Source organism: Streptomyces sp. NPDC028722, from assembly GCF_040637655.1.
Classification (GTDB): domain Bacteria; phylum Actinomycetota; class Actinomycetes; order Streptomycetales; family Streptomycetaceae; genus Streptomyces.
The window spans coordinates 51,523-65,193 of sequence record NZ_JBEZWU010000020.1; the positions used below are offsets into that span (position 1 = coordinate 51,523).

The window sequence follows — 13,671 nt, forward strand, 5'->3', positions numbered from 1 at the left end:
CCTGTAAGGAGCCACCACCCGCATGCGGAAGATACTCGTCGTCGGAGCCGGCCAGTCCGGCCTCCAGCTCGCCCTCGGCCTCCAGTCGCACGGCTACGAGGTCACCCTGATGTCGAACCGGACCGCGGACGAGATCCGCTCCGGCCGGGTCATGTCGACGCAGTGCATGTTCGACACGGCGCTGGGGCACGAGCGCGATCTCCAGGTGAACTTCTGGGAGTCCCAGGCACCGAGGATCGAGGGCCTCGGCGTCTCGGTCGCGGCCCCCGGCTCGCACGACCCGGGCCCCACCCAGCGGGCGATCGACTGGGTGGGCCGGCTCGACGGGTACGCGCAGTCGGTGGACCAGCGGGTGAAGATGGCCGGCTGGATGGAGACCTTCGCCCAGCGCGGCGGCCAGCTGGTCATCCACGGCGCGGCGGTCGGCGACCTCGACTACTTCTCCCGCGCCTACGACCTCGTCCTCGTCGCGGCCGGCAAGGGCGAACTGGTGTCGATGTTCGCCCGCGACCCCGAGCGCTCCCCGTACAGCGAGCCGCAGCGCGCGCTGGCGGTGGCGTACGTCCACGGGCTGGGCCCGCGTCCCGAGCACCCGGACTTCGACGCGGTCCGCTGCAACCTCGTCCCCGGGGTCGGCGAGCTGTTCGTCATGCCGACCCTGACCACCTCGGGCCGTGCCGACATCCTGTTCTGGGAGGGCATACCCGGCGGCCCGCTCGACGTCTTCAAGGGCGTCAAGGACCCGGCGGAGCACCTGTCCCTGACCCTGAAGCTCATGGAGACGTTCACTCCGTGGGAGCACGCGCGGGCCACGAAGGCCGAACTGACCGACGCCGGCGGCACGCTGGCCGGCCGGTACGCCCCGACCGTCCGCAACCCCGTCGGCCGGCTGCCCTCCGGCGGCCTGGTCCTCGGCGTGGCCGACGTGGTCGTCGCGAACGACCCGATCACCGGGCAGGGCTCCAACTCGGCGTCCAAGTGCGCCGCCGCGTACCTCGCGTCGATCCTGGAGCGGGGTGACGAACCGTTCGACGAGGAGTGGATGCGGGCCACCTTCGACCGGTACTGGGCCACCGCCCGGCACGTCACCAAGTGGACGAACGCCATGCTGGCGCCGCCGCCGGAGCACGTGCTGAACCTCATCGGCGCCGCCGGCCAACTCCAGCCGGTGGCCGATCGGTTCGCCAACGCGTTCAACGATCCCGCCGACTTCGAGAACTTCTTCTACGAGCCGGACAAGACGGCCGCCTATCTGGCCTCGGTCACCGGAGCCTGACCGCGTTCCTACGGGTCCGTCCCCCTTTTGACACCCCGCACCGGCGGAGAGACGCTGGAAAGCAGGGGGCACAGGGGGGACAACCACGTAGGAGTGTTCTCATGAACGGTCGACGTGTGCGTCTGGCTGTGCTGGCACCACTGGCGGTGTCGTCACTGGCGCTGGGATCGATGACGTTCTCCGCCACGACAGCGGCGGCGGCGTCACCCAGATGCTTGGTGGGGACGGGCAACGGCCAGAATGCCGTGCGGGTCATCGGCAGTGGCTTCAAGCCGAACAGGACCGTTGTCGTCGATTCCTCACGTGGAGCGGACGGCAGCGTGAGGACGAACGCCAACGGAGGATTCTTCACGACGATCATGGGCGCCAGCGGCCTCGTGACCGCCCATCAGGTCGGCACCTCCGGGGCCAAGTGCGGGATGGCGGGGAACGGGCAGCACAACGATGCCAAGGCCCAGTACCGGCAGGGCTTCAAGGACGGTTTCGCGGATCTGAAGAAGGACTGCAAGAAGAACCAGCAGCAGTTCGCCGTGCCCCAGAAGGTGGACCCGAACTGGCAGAAGGGCTACGACGCGGGCGCCGCCGCGGCGTCCAGGCAGTTCTGCAAGAGCTAGACCCGTCCGTCCGGATCGGGTCGTACCGCGCCCAGGATCGGGTAGCCGGCGATCGCGGAGATCTCCACCTTCTCGCCCGGTCTGGGCGCCTGGACTACCTTGCCGTCGCCCAGGTACAGCGCCACGTGCGTCGCCTCGGGGAAGTACACGACCAGGTCTCCCGGGCGCAGTTGACCCAGGGGGACCTTGGGCAGCCGGTCCCACTGTTCCTTGCTGGTGCGCGGGAGCGGTGTTCCCGCGTGGGACCACGCCTGGGACGTCAGGCCCGAGCAGTCGAACGCGTCCGGGCCCTGCGCGCCCCACCGGTACGGCTTGCCGAGCTGGTCCAGGGCGTAGTCGACGGCGCGGTCGCCCGCCGGTGAGGCGGGGCGGTCGGCGGGCAGGGCGCCCGCGGTGGTGAGCTTGCGCTGCGCCTCGCTGACTCCCCGCTCCTCCAGCCGGGCCACGGCCGCGAGCTGCTCCGGGGTGAGACCGGCCAGCATGCGCTCCACGTCGGACAGTCGTGCCCGTACGTCGTCGCGCTGGCTGCGCTGCCGGCCGGCGAGGGTCTGCTGGGTGTCGAGGGCCTTGCGGGCCGCACGGGCCAGCGCGTCCTTCCGTCTCTCCGTGGCGGCCAGCCGGGCCACCGTCCGGGCGTGTTCGCGGGCGAGTTCACCGATGACGTGCCCCTCGTCCAGCGCGTGCTGCGGGTCGGGGGCGAACAGGACACGGACGTAGGGGCCGAGGCCGCCGCTGTTCTGGTACTGCTGCCGGGCCAGGCGCCCGGCGTCGGTCCGGCTGCCCTGCAAGGCGAGCCGGGCGCGGGTCAGTTCGCCGTCGAGGCGGGTGACCTCGGCGTGCTGCCGTTCGAGCTGTTCCGTGGTGGCGTTGTAGGTCTCGGTGGCCTGTTCGGTCTGCCGGTACAGCCGCTGGAGATCGGTCAGCAGCCGGGCGACGGACGGCTGGGGAGCCGGCGTGGCGGCGGCGGGCACGGGCACGAGGACGGCCTGGGCCGCCACCGCGGCCGCGCAGGCCAGGCGCGGAAGCATGCCTGACACATCATCACCTCGGGTGCTCAGAGGAAGAGATTACTTCCGCTTATCGCACCGCGAGCACGGCAGATGTGTGTGCGGGGCGCGCCCCGCGCGTGCGCGGTTCGGCCCAACCCTGTCACCCGTCCGTGTCGTCCGGCTTGCCGGACGGCGTGATGTCCGGCTTGGACCACGGCCACCTCGGCCGCCCGCCCGACCGGTCCTCGGAGGCGTACCGGTACTTCCACCCCTGGATCAGTCCCAGCCGCCGGCTGTGCCCGCGCGGCACGCGGTGGTAGACGAGCACCGTGGGCGGACCGCCGTCCGGGTCCGGTACGGGGATGCGGTACGTCTTCGGGGGGTGCCCGGTGGGGCCGAGCAGCACGGGCAGCACACGGCCGTCCATGGGGCCGCCCTCGAACGGGGTGTCCTGGCTCTTCACGGGTTCAGTCTCGGCCATCCCCGGCGAGCGCGCCGACGAGCGCGGCGGTCTGCGGGTCCCGGCCCGCGGTGACCGTGAGGACGGCCACGAACTGCTCCACCAGCCAGTCGCGCAGCTCCCCGGCCGGCGGCTGCTTGTCCTCGTCGAGCCAGATCAGGGAGGCCGCCTCCACGGCCGTGATCCACATGCGGACGGTCATCCGCAGCCGGGCGCCGGGGTCGGGGACGCCGAGGTGCCGGCAGATGTGCTGGGCGGCGGACCGGCGCACCCCGTCGACGAGGGCGGTCGTACGGGAGGTCTCCACCACGCTGCCGCCCTGGAGCAGCGCGCTGAACCCGGTGTCGTGCTCGTCCACGAACGCCAGATAGCGGTCCAGGACGCGGGACAGGCGGGGCAGCAGCGGGCCCTCGCGCGGCTCGTCGAAGCACTGCTGGAGCTCGTCCGCGGCCGACCCCAGCGCCGCCTCGTACAGTTGCTGCTTGCCGCCCGGGAAGTACCGGTACACCAGCGGACGCGAGACTCCGGCCGCCTCCGCCACGTCGTCCAGGGACACGTCCTCGGGGGCGCGGTGCGCGAAGAGGGACAGCGCGGCGTCGAGGAGCTGACGCCGCCGCTCCTCGACACTGAGCCGGCGGTAGGCGGGGGTGGCGGACGGGGTCATGCCCCGCAGCCTAATCGCCGTGCGGGCGCGGGGGTCAGGCCAGCAGCCCCGAGGACCTCCACAGCCGCCGGCCGACGCCCCGCAGCACCCCGATGTCGTCCAGGAAGTCGGTCAGCCGCTTCGCGCCCGTCTGCATGACCTCCCGCCGGTGCCCGCTCGCCTTCACCTGCGCCATGGCCTCCCGCTTGTCGAGGCCGACGTTGGCGTACACGTCCGGGTTCACGAACGCCACCGAGAACACCCGGGCGAACTCCCCGGAGGTGACCCGGGTGAACTCCTGCGACCACTTCGGCGCGGTCACCATCTGACGCCGCAGCTCCTCACGGGCGTACCGGACGTGCCGTGCCTCCTCCACCACGTGGATCCGGGTGACGCCCCGGACCAGCGGCTGGACCCGCTCGTCGGGGAACGTCAGGCGCTGCATCCAGTCCAGGACCTCCTCGCCGAGCAGCGTCGCGGTGAAGGAACCGGGGGTCGTGGAGATCGTCTTGAACAGGCGGCCGAGGTTCTGGTGGGCCCGGCTCACCGGGTACCACGGCGTGCCGCCGTGCGTGATCAGCCGGGCGAACATCTTCGAGTGCCGGCACTCGTCCTCGATCTCGGTGAGCGCGTAGCGCACGTGCGCGCTCGTCGCCGCCTTGTCGTAGACGTGCCGGACCAGCAGCTGCATCAGGATCAGCTCGAACCAGATGCCGAGCGAGGCCAGCGCCGCCGCCTCGTGCCGGGAGAGCAGGAGCCGCTGCTCCTCGCTCATCCGCTGCCACATCGGGGTGCCGTACAGCGACACCAGCTCCGGGGGCCAGAACCACTTCCCCTCCTCCAGGGGCGCGTCCCAGTCCAGCTCCTTGTCCGGATCGAAGGAGTGCTTGGCGGAAGAGACGAGCAGCCGTTCGGCCACCTGTTCCCGGTCCTTCAGCAGGCCGAGCGCGTCGCGCAGCCCGTCCAGCGCGTCCTCTTCCGTCAGGGTCGTCATGGCTCCCTCACCTCGTTACCCGGGGGTAGTCGTCTCGCCTCTTATGAGACTGCCTGTCAGCAAGCTCGTCAATCCCTCGCGCACGACTTGTTGGGCCGGGCTGTGTGCCGGATCGCGTGATCCCGGCCGGCGCGGACGCGGCGCCGTGCGCTTCCCCGGATGCAGTAGCGTGCTGGCGTGTCCATGCCTCCGCAGCCGCAGTACCCCTACGGCCCGCAGCCCCCCGCGGCCCCGGGCCCGTACGGCTCGCCGTACCCCCAGCAGCAGCCGTACCCCGCGCAGCAGTCCTATCCGCAGCAGCCGTATCCCCCGCAGCAGCCCTATCCGCCGCAGCCCTACCCCGGCTGGGGCGGTGTGCCGCCCATGGGCCCGCCCCCCAAGAAGCGCCGGGTGGGTCTGGTGCTCGGGATCGTGGGCGGTGCCGTCACGCTGGGTGTCGTGGGTCTCGTCCTGCTCGGGGTGGCGGTCGGGAGCGGCTTCCCCGAGGCGAGGAACAAGCTCACGCTGCCGCACACGCTGCTGGACGGCACGTACGTCTTCGCCCAGGACTACTCCGGCACCGAGGGCAAGAAGGTCGAGCGGGAGGCCGACGGCGCCTGGGACGCCAAGGACATCCACGCCGTCACCGCCCGCTACAGCCCGGGCGGCGACGACACCAAGGGCTCGCTGTTGGTGTCCGGCATGTACGGCCGGTTCAAGAACGAGGCAGCGGTCCGGCGGAAGATGCTCAAGGGCGCCACCGAGGCCGACGACGTCACGGTCGGGGAGCCCGCGCGCGACGTCACCCCGTCCGGCGCGGACACGCCCGTCAGCTGCGAGGTGCTGATCCAGAAGAGCGCCCTCGTCACGCTCACCTACCCGGTCTGCGCCTGGGCGGACGGCAACACGGCGGCCATCATCGGCGCGGTGGGCATGGAGAAGAAGGACCCCGCCGACATCGACCTCGACGCCGCCGCCCGCGACACCCTCAAGGTCCGTACGGAGATGCTCAAGCCGGTCGGCTGACGGCCACCGGTTCTGCGGACGCCGCCGCCGTCGTTCCCGGGGCCGCCTGCGGCGCGAAGGGCGTCCGCAGTGAGAAGGCGTACGGCGTCGGGCCGTGCGCCCGCAGGTGCAGCAGCCGGTCCTCCGCCTCGGCGACCGCCGGGCGGTGACCGGCCGGCACCCACCACAGCGTGGTCATCGCCTCCCCGGGCCGCTCGAACCACTCCCGCCGCCGGGCGAGCAGCTCCCGGTGCCGGCCCTGGTACATGAACGCCGTCAGCGCGTCCCCGTCCCGCCACACCGACATGTTGATGATCAGCCACTCGTCGCCGAGGACGGGGACGGCGGTGGCGTTCCCGTCCTCGCCCTGGAGCCGCCACATGAAGCCGTCCGCGGTGTCCGCCACCGCGTTCACGGGGTCGAGGGCGTCGACGAAGTCCTTCAACTCCGGGGAGTCCAGCGGGTACTTGAGGCGGGCGATGTTGACCTGGGCGAGTTGGTGAGCGATCACGGATTCCGTCATGGGCGCACGGTAGGTCGGCCACCGGGCCACCGGCACCCCCCGTCTCAGCCCGCGAGAACCGCCCGCATCACCTCCTTCGCGATCGGCGCCGCGTCCCCGCCCCCGCTGATCTCGCCCCGGTCCGCCGAGGCGTCCTCCACCACCACCGCGACCGCCACCTGCGGCTCCGGCGCGTCATCGGCCTGCGCCCAGGACACGAACCAGGCGTACGGCACCCCGGCGTTGCCCACCCCGTGCTGGGCGGTGCCGGTCTTGCCGCCGACGATCGCGCCGGGAATGGCCGCCCGGGTGCCGGTGCCCTCCTCGACCACGCCGGCCATCAGCTCCCTCAGCCGGGCCGCCGTGGACGGCCGCATCACCTGCCGCCCCGGACGGGCCGCGCTGCCGGTGAGCGTCTCGCCGCCGTGCCGGGTGGTGCGCTCCACCAGATACGGCGGACGCAGCAGGCCGCCGTCGGCGACCGCCGCCGCGACCATCGCCATCTGGAGCGGCGTGGCCCGGGTGTTGTACTGCCCGATCGAGGACAGCGCCAGCTGCGCCCGGTCCACCCGGCTGTCGAAGGTGCTGGGCGCCACGGAGAACGGGATGCGCAGAGCGGAGTCGTTGAACCCGAACGCCTGTGCCGTGCCCGCCATGTCCCGCACGCCCACGTCCACGCCCAGTTTGGCGAACACCGTGTTGCAGGACCACTCGAAGGCGTCCCGCACCGAGGCGTCCACGCAGCCGTCGCCCTCGTTGGTCAGCCGGGTCGTGGTGCCGGGCAGCCGGTAGGGGGCGGGGGAGTCGGTGGGCGCGTCCAGGTCCGTGACCACGCCCGCGTCCAGCGCCGCCGCCGCGGTGACCACCTTGAACGTCGACCCCGGCGGATAGGTCTGCCGTACCGCCCGGTTGAGCATCGGCTTCTCCGGGTCGCTGTTGAGCCGGGACCACGCCGACGTCACCGCCTCGCTGTTGCCGGACAGTTCGGCGGGGTCGTACGACGGGCTGGTCACCAGCGCCAGGACGCGGCCCGTGGCCGGGTCCAGCGCGGCCACCGCGCCCTTGCGGCCGGCCAGCCCCCGGTACGCGGCCTCCTGCGCCTTGCGGTTCAGGGTCGTGACGACGTCCCCGCCGCGGTTCGGCGCGCGCGTCACGTCGTTCCACACCGGCAGCGGCGCCAGCATCGGATCGGTGCCGGAGAGCACCCCGTCCTCGGCGTGCTCCAGGAACGTGGTGCCGTACCTCTGCGAGGCGAAGCCGGTGACCGGCGCGTACAACGGCCCGTTCAAATAGCCGCGTTCGAAGCGCAGCTGTTCGCCGGTGTCCACGGAGCCGGTGACCGGCACACCGCCCACCAGGATGTCACCGCGCGGCTGCTGGTAACGGGCGATCGTGGCACGGCGGTTGGCCGGGCTGCCGGCGTACTCCCCGGACTGCACGACCTGCACGCGGGCCGCGTTGCCCAGCAGGGCCGCCAGCAGCAGGGCGCAGAACGCGCAGGCGTGCCGGATGTACTTCGCCATCGGGCGCCCGTTCTCGGGCAGGCCCCCGTACTCGGTCACGGCGCCTCCCGGCCGTCGTACTGACTGCGCGCCGAGTCGCTCACCCGGATCAGCAGCGCCACGATCGCCCAGTTGGTGACCACCGAGGAACCGCCCTGGGCGAGGAACGGCATCGCCATCCCGGTCAGCGGGATCAGCCCGGTGACCCCGCCCGCGATCACGAACACCTGCAACGCCACGATCGAGGCCAGCCCGACCGCGAGGAGCCGGCCGAAGGGTTCGCGCAGTGCCAGGCCCGCCCGGTAGCCGCGCTCCACGAGCAGGGCGTACAGCAGCACGATCGCCGCGAGACCCGCGAGGCCCAGCTCCTCCCCGGCGGTCGCCAGGATGAAGTCCGACTTGGTGGCGAAACCGATCAGGATCGAGTGCCCGAGCCCCAGCCCGGTGCCCAGGACCCCGCCGGCGGCGAAGGCGAACAGGGACTGCACGAGCTGGTTGGGTCCCTGCCCGGCCTGGATCGTGGCGAACGGGTGCAGCCAGTCCTCGATCCGCCCGTTGACATGCGGCTCCAGCCGCCCCACCGCGACGGCGCCGACCACGGCCAGCAGCAGCCCGACCGCGATCCACCCGGTCCGCCCGGTGGCCACGTACAGCAGCACGACGAACAGCCCGAAGAACAGCAGCGAGGTCCCGAGGTCCCGCTCCAGCACCAGCACCCCCACGCTCACCGCCCAGATCGTCACGATCGGCCCGAGCACCCGGCCGGTCGGGAACTGCATCCGCCACAGCCGGCGGCCGGTGAACGCGAGCGCGCTGCGGTTGGCGGCCAGATAGGCGGCGAAGAACACCGCGAGCAGCACCTTCGCGAACTCGCCCGGCTGGATGGAGAACCCGGCGATCCGGATCCAGATCCGGGCGCCGTTGACCGCGGGGAACAGGATCGGCAGCGCCAGCAGCACCAGGGCGGCCACCACGCACACGTACGCGTACCGCTGGAGCACCCGGTGGTCGCGCAGCACCAGGACGACGCCGATGAACAGCCCGATCCCGAACGTCGACCACACCAGCTGGGTGGGGGCCGCCCGGTCGCCGGGCGTCTCCAGGTCCAGCCGGTAGATCAGCACCAGCCCGAGCCCGTTGAGCAGCACCCCGATGGGCAGCGGCAGCGGATCGGCGTACGGCGCCCGGATGCGCACCGCGAGATGCGCGAACAGGGCGAGCACGCCGAGTCCGGCGCCGTAGCCGGCGGCACCGGGCGGGACGGAACCGGTGCGCGCCAGCCCCACCGCGCAGTAGCCGTACACCGACAGCAGGACGGCCAGCACGATCAGGGCCAGTTCGATGCCCCGGCGCCGGGGGAGGCGGGGAGTGCGCGGGGGAGCGGGGGCCGCCGTCACGGTGGTTCCGGCCTTGGTCATGCCCGGAACCTACCGAAACGGGACGAGTTGTGGGTGTTGTTCGACGGCCGCGTCAGCACCAGCGTGGCGCGGGGCCGACGTTCCGGATGTACGCGGCCGAGCCCCAGGCCCAGGTGCCGTCCGTGAGCAGGTACCAGAGCGGGTTGCCGCGCACGGGCTCGCCGCCCGTCTTGCAGAAGACGGACACGGTCTCCCCCTCCGGCACGAGCCGCACCCGCCGGCTGCCCCGGTCCGGCCGGTCACGCAGCCACAGGCCACCCCGGGCGGTGACGACACCCTGATAAGGGCCGGAGGCGTCGTCGTGCGCTGCGGACCCGGGATCGTCGGTTCCCCGGGCGTCGCCGGCCACGGCCGGCGCGACCGCGGCACCGGCGGCCAGCGCCCCCGTGGTGACGGCCACGGCGAGACACCGGGTGAGGGAGCGGCGTAGGCGCATGGGGTTACCTCCGGGAAAAGGGGCGGAACCTGACCAATCGCCACATTAGGAGGCCCCTCGGGGGGCTGCCTTTTTTGCTGGGCCCAACGGACGGCGGGCGGGAACGAGTACCGCCATACCTCGCGCCCCGGACCCCGCTCCCGGCGCTACCCCTCGCCCGGCAACGTCAGCGTGGCGACCGCGCCGCCGTCCACCGCGTTGGCGAACGAGAGCCGGGCCCCCAGTACCTCCGCCTGCCCCGAGGCGATGGTCAGCCCGAGCCCGTGGCCCCTGGCCCCGCCCTCCGTACGGAACCGCTGCGGCCCGTGCTCCACCAGGTACTCAGGGAACCCGCCGCCGTGGTCCCGCACCGTCACCACCGGTCCGTCCACCGTCAGGACCACCGGAGGGCGACCGTGCAGGTGCGCGTTGGCCACCAGGTTCCCCAGCACCCGCTCCAGCCGCCGCCGGTCGGTCTCCACCCGCGCGTCCCGCAGGACCCGCACCTCCGTCTCCGTACCCGACGCCCGTACCACCCGCCCGGCCAGCGCGCCCAGTTCCTCCGTGTCGGCCTCCAGCCGTTCCCGCCCGGTGTCCAGCCGGGAGATCTCCAGCAGATCCTCGGTGAGGGTGCGCAGTGCCGCCACCCGGTCCCGCACCAGCTCCGTCGGCCGGCCCGGCGGCAGCAGCTCCGCCGCCGCGTGCAGCCCGGTGAGCGGGGTGCGCAGCTCGTGCGCCACGTCCGCGGTGAACCGCTGCTCGCTCAGCAGCTTGCCCTGCAACGACGCGGCCATCGAGTCCAGGGCCGCGGCCACCGCCGCCACCTCGTCCTGCGCCCGGGTCGGATCCTTCGTCCGCGAATCCTCCACCCGGGCGTCCAGGTCGCCCGCGCTGATGCGCCGGGCCACCCGCGCGGTGCCGTGCAGCCGCCTCGTCACCCGGGTCACCGCGAACGCGCCGACCAGCACGGTCGCCCCGATGGCGAGCCCCGACGACCACAGGATCGACTGGTCGAGGCCGGCGATGGTGCGGGACTGCTGCGAGTAGTCGACCTCCACGGACAGCGCCCGGCGCCCGGCCACCGGCCCCGCCGCCCACATGGTCGGGCGTCCCCGGTGCGTCGAGACCATCGTGCCGCGCTTCCCGGCCACCGCAAGCGTCCGCAGCGGCGCGGGCAGCCCGCCCGGGTCCACCGCGGCGCCCGGCAGCAGGGTGTCCCCGGCCTCGTACGCCCGGGTCGCGTCGGTCAGCCGGGACAGCGCCAGGTCACGGGCCTGCCCGACGGTCTGGTTGGTCACCGAGACGTGGACCAGCACGCCGAGCAGCGCGGCCAGCGCACAGCACATCACCGTGATGAACGCGGCGGCCTTGACGGCGAGCGTCCCGGCCCAGTGGGGCAGCGCGAGCCTCATCGCCCGCTCGCGGATGGCGACGCGGAAGGCGGCACGGAGGCGGACGGGGACACGGACGCCGAGACGGAGACGGAGACGGACGGGGACGGGGACGCGGACGGCGTCCTGCCGTGCCGCCCGTCACCGACGTGCAGGTACTCGTCGCGGGAGAACACCATCGCGCGCTGGCCCGGGTCCCACACCCAGGTGGTGCGGTACTCGTAGCCCGAGATGTCGGCCGGCGAACGTTCGATCAGCGCCCGGCCGGCCAGCTCCACCCCGGTGATCGCGTCGTTGTCGGCCAGCACCTGCACCAGCCCGTGCTTCTCGACGGTGTAGACCCGTACGCCCGTCTGGTTCGTCGGATACAGCCGGAAACCGAGCGTGAGATCGGGCCGGCCGTCCCCGGTGAGGTCCCGGTAGTACGGCTCCAGCAGCGGACAGCGGGCCCGGTCACCGCCCGGACGGCACTCCTTCATCCGGTCGACGGTGGCGTGGTAGGTGCCCTTCGGCCCGTAGTCGGCCGGGTGCGCCTTCAGCTCCGCCTCGACGACGTCCACCGGATCAACCTTCCGGATGTCGTCCCCGGGCACGGTGACATCCTTCACCGTCTCCCTGGTCGCCACGTCGTACGGGTAGGCCGGGCTGGCCGCCGGCCGCAGTCCGGGCCAGAGCTTCACGGGGCTCGCGGCGGCCGGGGTCGACCCGGCGCCCCGCAGCCCGCCGGTGTCCCCGCAGGCCGCAGCCGTCGCCGCGAGCAGGGCGACGGCGGTCACGGCGAGGGCGGTGCGCGCGGGACGACGGGCTGGCACGGTGCTCCTGGGCGTCGGGTTCGATCCCCGCCACCTTAATTCGTGGGTGCGCGGAGGCATGTGCCCAGCCTGAGCCGACCACCCGTCCCGCGCACGGCACGGGGCACCGGGGGAGGGGCGGCGGCCCCGGCGGGACGGTACGGCTGTCGGGGGACCCCTGCCGGGACCGGCATCCCGCCCGCTCCGCCTCCCGCCCGAGGACCGCTGCCGGCCTCCCGCCCCCCGCCTCCCCCCGGGGGGCGCTACTCGGCCTCGGCCAGCTCCTCCAGCAGCCGTACGGTCGCCAGGCCCGCCCGCAGGTACGCCACGAACAGCTCGTTGTGCAGCGCCCACGCCGAGCGCCGGGCCCGGATCAGCCGGATCGCCTCGTCGGCGCACTCACCCCGCCGCACCAGGGCATGCCCGATGACCAGCCCCGACCGGTTGTACCCGTGACAGCAGCGCACCAGCACCCGGCGGCGGGCGTCCAGCGCCTCGTCCACCGCCCGCGCCAGCCGCATCACCCCGGCGAGCTGCGTCCCGTCCAGCGGCCCGTCGGGGATCGGCCACACATGGTGCTCCACGCCCGGACCGGGCCCGTACCCCGGCAGCCGCAGCAGCGTCTGCACCAGGTCGAACTCGTCGCGTACGACGGCGGACTCCAGGCGCCCGGAACGGCCCAGGTACTCGTGCCCGCCCATCCACAGGCCGGGCAGGATCTCGTTCCACGGGCTCTCCGGAGCCGGTACGTCAGGCTGCTTTCCGCGGGTCCGCACCGGTGCCTCCCCAACTCCCTCTCGCGAGGGCCGTCCTCCACGGTAACCGGTCTTGCCCCGGGAGCACCCCGCCTGTTCCCATGGTCGAGGGGTGATGGCACATGAGCGGACTGCGCGTGGTGCCGGCCGGCCGGCACGGCAGGGAACGGCTGTACGTCTGCCGCGCGGACGGAAGCAACGTCGCCTGGTACGACCGTGAGACAGGCCGGGTCAATCTGCTCGGCGAGGACAGCAGGGACGCCGTGCTGCACGCGCTGCGTCCCTTCCTCACCGGCCCGGTCACCGTGGGGCCGCCCCCGGTCCCGACCCCCGCTGAATACGCCCGGCTGACCCTGCACCCGGACGACGACCTGGCCCCCAACCGCCCCGGCGAGGCCCTGCTCGTCGCCCTCGACCGCGACCCCGGCCCCGCCCACCGGCTGCGCCCCGATCCCCGCCGGCGCGCCCTGGCCGCCGAGCAGAGCGCCGGCGAGGCACTGGACGGGCTGGAGGGCGCCGGCTGGCACACCCTGCACTCGGTACCGCTGCCCGGCGGGGGCCGCATCCACCACCTGGTGATCGGCCCCGGCGGCCTGTTCGCCGTCCACGCCCTGTACGCCCGCAGGACGCGCGTCCTGGTCGCCGACCCCATGATCAGCCTGGGCCGCCGCGCCGCCGAGCCGCTGCTGCGCCGCCTGCGCGCCGACGCCGACCGCGCCTCGTACGCGCTGACCGCGGAGGTCCGGGCGGTACTGGTCCTCACCGCCCCGGCCGAGGTGACCGTGACCGCGCAGCCGCGCCGGGTACGGATCCTGCGGGACACCGAGCTGGCGGACCTGGCCCAGCTGGGCGGGGTCCTCAAGCCGGCGGACGTGGAGGCCCTGCACGGGATGGCACGGGACCGGAACACCTGGGGCAGGGTCTAGCGCGGGCGTGG

General features: G+C 73.2%; 15 protein-coding genes. 4 read left to right on the top strand and 11 right to left on the bottom strand.

Annotation, left to right across the window (positions count from 1 at the left end; genetic code table 11):
* Positions 1–22: 22 nt before the first annotated feature.
* Positions 23–1,276: a styrene monooxygenase/indole monooxygenase family protein gene (locus tag AB0F03_RS26695; protein WP_361996313.1), complete on the top strand. Its 1,254-nt coding sequence runs from the start codon at positions 23–25 to the stop codon at positions 1,274–1,276.
* 320 nt (positions 1,277–1,596) lie between these two features.
* Entirely contained in the window at positions 1,597–1,890 is a 294-nt protein-coding gene (locus tag AB0F03_RS26700; RefSeq protein ID WP_361996315.1) for a hypothetical protein, read from the top strand.
* On the opposite strand, the gene AB0F03_RS26705 is transcribed toward AB0F03_RS26700, so the two are convergent.
* The 4 genes from AB0F03_RS26705 to AB0F03_RS26720 all read right to left on the bottom strand — a co-directional run bounded on the left by AB0F03_RS26705 (position 1,887) and on the right by AB0F03_RS26720 (position 4,976).
* The gene (locus AB0F03_RS26705) at positions 1,887–2,927 is read right to left on the bottom strand and encodes a C40 family peptidase (RefSeq protein ID WP_361996317.1); all 1,041 of its coding nucleotides are present in this window, start codon (positions 2,925–2,927) and stop codon (positions 1,887–1,889) included. The genes AB0F03_RS26700 and AB0F03_RS26705 overlap by 4 nt on opposite strands.
* A gap of 112 nt (positions 2,928–3,039) precedes the next feature.
* On the bottom strand, positions 3,040–3,342 hold the full coding sequence (locus tag AB0F03_RS26710; RefSeq protein ID WP_361996319.1) for a hypothetical protein: 303 nt from the start codon (positions 3,340–3,342) through the stop codon (positions 3,040–3,042).
* 4 nt (positions 3,343–3,346) lie between these two features.
* Positions 3,347–4,003, bottom strand: coding sequence for a TetR/AcrR family transcriptional regulator (locus AB0F03_RS26715; protein ID WP_361996321.1), 657 nt, complete (start codon positions 4,001–4,003; stop codon positions 3,347–3,349).
* Between the two features lie 34 nt (positions 4,004–4,037).
* The gene (locus AB0F03_RS26720; RefSeq protein ID WP_361996323.1) at positions 4,038–4,976 is read right to left on the bottom strand and encodes a diiron oxygenase; all 939 of its coding nucleotides are present in this window, start codon (positions 4,974–4,976) and stop codon (positions 4,038–4,040) included.
* 183 nt (positions 4,977–5,159) lie between these two features.
* On the opposite strand from AB0F03_RS26720, the gene AB0F03_RS26725 reads away from it, so the two are divergent.
* Positions 5,160–5,981: a hypothetical protein gene (locus tag AB0F03_RS26725; protein WP_361996484.1), complete on the top strand. Its 822-nt coding sequence runs from the start codon at positions 5,160–5,162 to the stop codon at positions 5,979–5,981.
* Here AB0F03_RS26725 and AB0F03_RS26730 read toward each other — a convergent pair.
* The 7 genes from AB0F03_RS26730 to AB0F03_RS26760 form a co-directional block, all read right to left on the bottom strand.
* Positions 5,965–6,483, bottom strand: a complete 519-nt coding sequence (locus tag AB0F03_RS26730; RefSeq protein WP_361996325.1) for a DUF3291 domain-containing protein — start codon at positions 6,481–6,483, stop codon at positions 5,965–5,967. The two genes, AB0F03_RS26725 and AB0F03_RS26730, sit on opposite strands and share 17 nt — an antisense overlap.
* A 44-nt stretch (positions 6,484–6,527) precedes the next feature.
* The gene (locus AB0F03_RS26735) at positions 6,528–7,985 is read right to left on the bottom strand and encodes a penicillin-binding transpeptidase domain-containing protein (RefSeq protein ID WP_361996486.1); all 1,458 of its coding nucleotides are present in this window, start codon (positions 7,983–7,985) and stop codon (positions 6,528–6,530) included.
* A gap of 35 nt (positions 7,986–8,020) precedes the next feature.
* Positions 8,021–9,382, bottom strand: a complete 1,362-nt coding sequence (locus tag AB0F03_RS26740) for an FtsW/RodA/SpoVE family cell cycle protein (RefSeq protein ID WP_361996327.1) — start codon at positions 9,380–9,382, stop codon at positions 8,021–8,023.
* Positions 9,383–9,434: 52 nt separating this feature from the next.
* Positions 9,435–9,818 carry an SH3 domain-containing protein gene (locus tag AB0F03_RS26745; protein ID WP_361996329.1) on the bottom strand — a complete coding sequence of 128 codons (384 nt, stop codon included), beginning with the start codon at positions 9,816–9,818 and terminating at the stop codon, positions 9,435–9,437.
* Between the two features lie 146 nt (positions 9,819–9,964).
* Entirely contained in the window at positions 9,965–11,209 is a 1,245-nt protein-coding gene (locus AB0F03_RS26750) for a HAMP domain-containing sensor histidine kinase (RefSeq protein WP_361996331.1), read from the bottom strand.
* Positions 11,206–12,000 (bottom strand): hypothetical protein, encoded by a 795-nt coding sequence (locus AB0F03_RS26755; RefSeq protein ID WP_361996333.1) that lies wholly within the window; start codon positions 11,998–12,000, stop codon positions 11,206–11,208. Before AB0F03_RS26755 ends, AB0F03_RS26750 begins: the two co-directional genes overlap by 4 nt.
* 242 nt (positions 12,001–12,242) lie before the next feature.
* Positions 12,243–12,755 carry a protein phosphatase gene (locus AB0F03_RS26760; RefSeq protein WP_361996335.1) on the bottom strand — a complete coding sequence of 171 codons (513 nt, stop codon included), beginning with the start codon at positions 12,753–12,755 and terminating at the stop codon, positions 12,243–12,245.
* Between the two features lie 101 nt (positions 12,756–12,856).
* Between AB0F03_RS26760 and AB0F03_RS26765 the strand changes: the two genes are divergently transcribed.
* Positions 12,857–13,660 carry a nuclease-related domain-containing protein gene (locus AB0F03_RS26765; protein ID WP_361996337.1) on the top strand — a complete coding sequence of 268 codons (804 nt, stop codon included), beginning with the start codon at positions 12,857–12,859 and terminating at the stop codon, positions 13,658–13,660.
* Positions 13,661–13,671 lie beyond the last annotated feature (11 nt).

Bases quoted from the DNA above. Each gene is read 5' to 3' on its own strand.
- AB0F03_RS26695 (WP_361996313.1), top strand. From the start codon at position 23: ATGCGGAAGATACTCGTCGTCGGAGCCGGCCAGTCCGGCCTCCAGCTC.
- AB0F03_RS26715 (WP_361996321.1), bottom strand. From the start codon at position 4,003: ATGACCCCGTCCGCCACCCCCGCCTACCGCCGGCTCAGTGTCGAGGAG.
- AB0F03_RS26720 (WP_361996323.1), bottom strand. From the start codon at position 4,976: ATGACGACCCTGACGGAAGAGGACGCGCTGGACGGGCTGCGCGACGCG.
- AB0F03_RS26725 (WP_361996484.1), top strand. From the start codon at position 5,160: ATGCCTCCGCAGCCGCAGTACCCCTACGGCCCGCAGCCCCCCGCGGCC.
- AB0F03_RS26730 (WP_361996325.1), bottom strand. From the start codon at position 6,483: ATGACGGAATCCGTGATCGCTCACCAACTCGCCCAGGTCAACATCGCC.
- AB0F03_RS26735 (WP_361996486.1), bottom strand. From the start codon at position 7,985: ATGGCGAAGTACATCCGGCACGCCTGCGCGTTCTGCGCCCTGCTGCTG.
- AB0F03_RS26740 (WP_361996327.1), bottom strand. From the start codon at position 9,382: ATGACCAAGGCCGGAACCACCGTGACGGCGGCCCCCGCTCCCCCGCGC.
- AB0F03_RS26745 (WP_361996329.1), bottom strand. From the start codon at position 9,818: ATGCGCCTACGCCGCTCCCTCACCCGGTGTCTCGCCGTGGCCGTCACC.
- AB0F03_RS26750 (WP_361996331.1), bottom strand. From the start codon at position 11,209: ATGAGGCTCGCGCTGCCCCACTGGGCCGGGACGCTCGCCGTCAAGGCC.
- AB0F03_RS26765 (WP_361996337.1), top strand. From the start codon at position 12,857: ATGAGCGGACTGCGCGTGGTGCCGGCCGGCCGGCACGGCAGGGAACGG.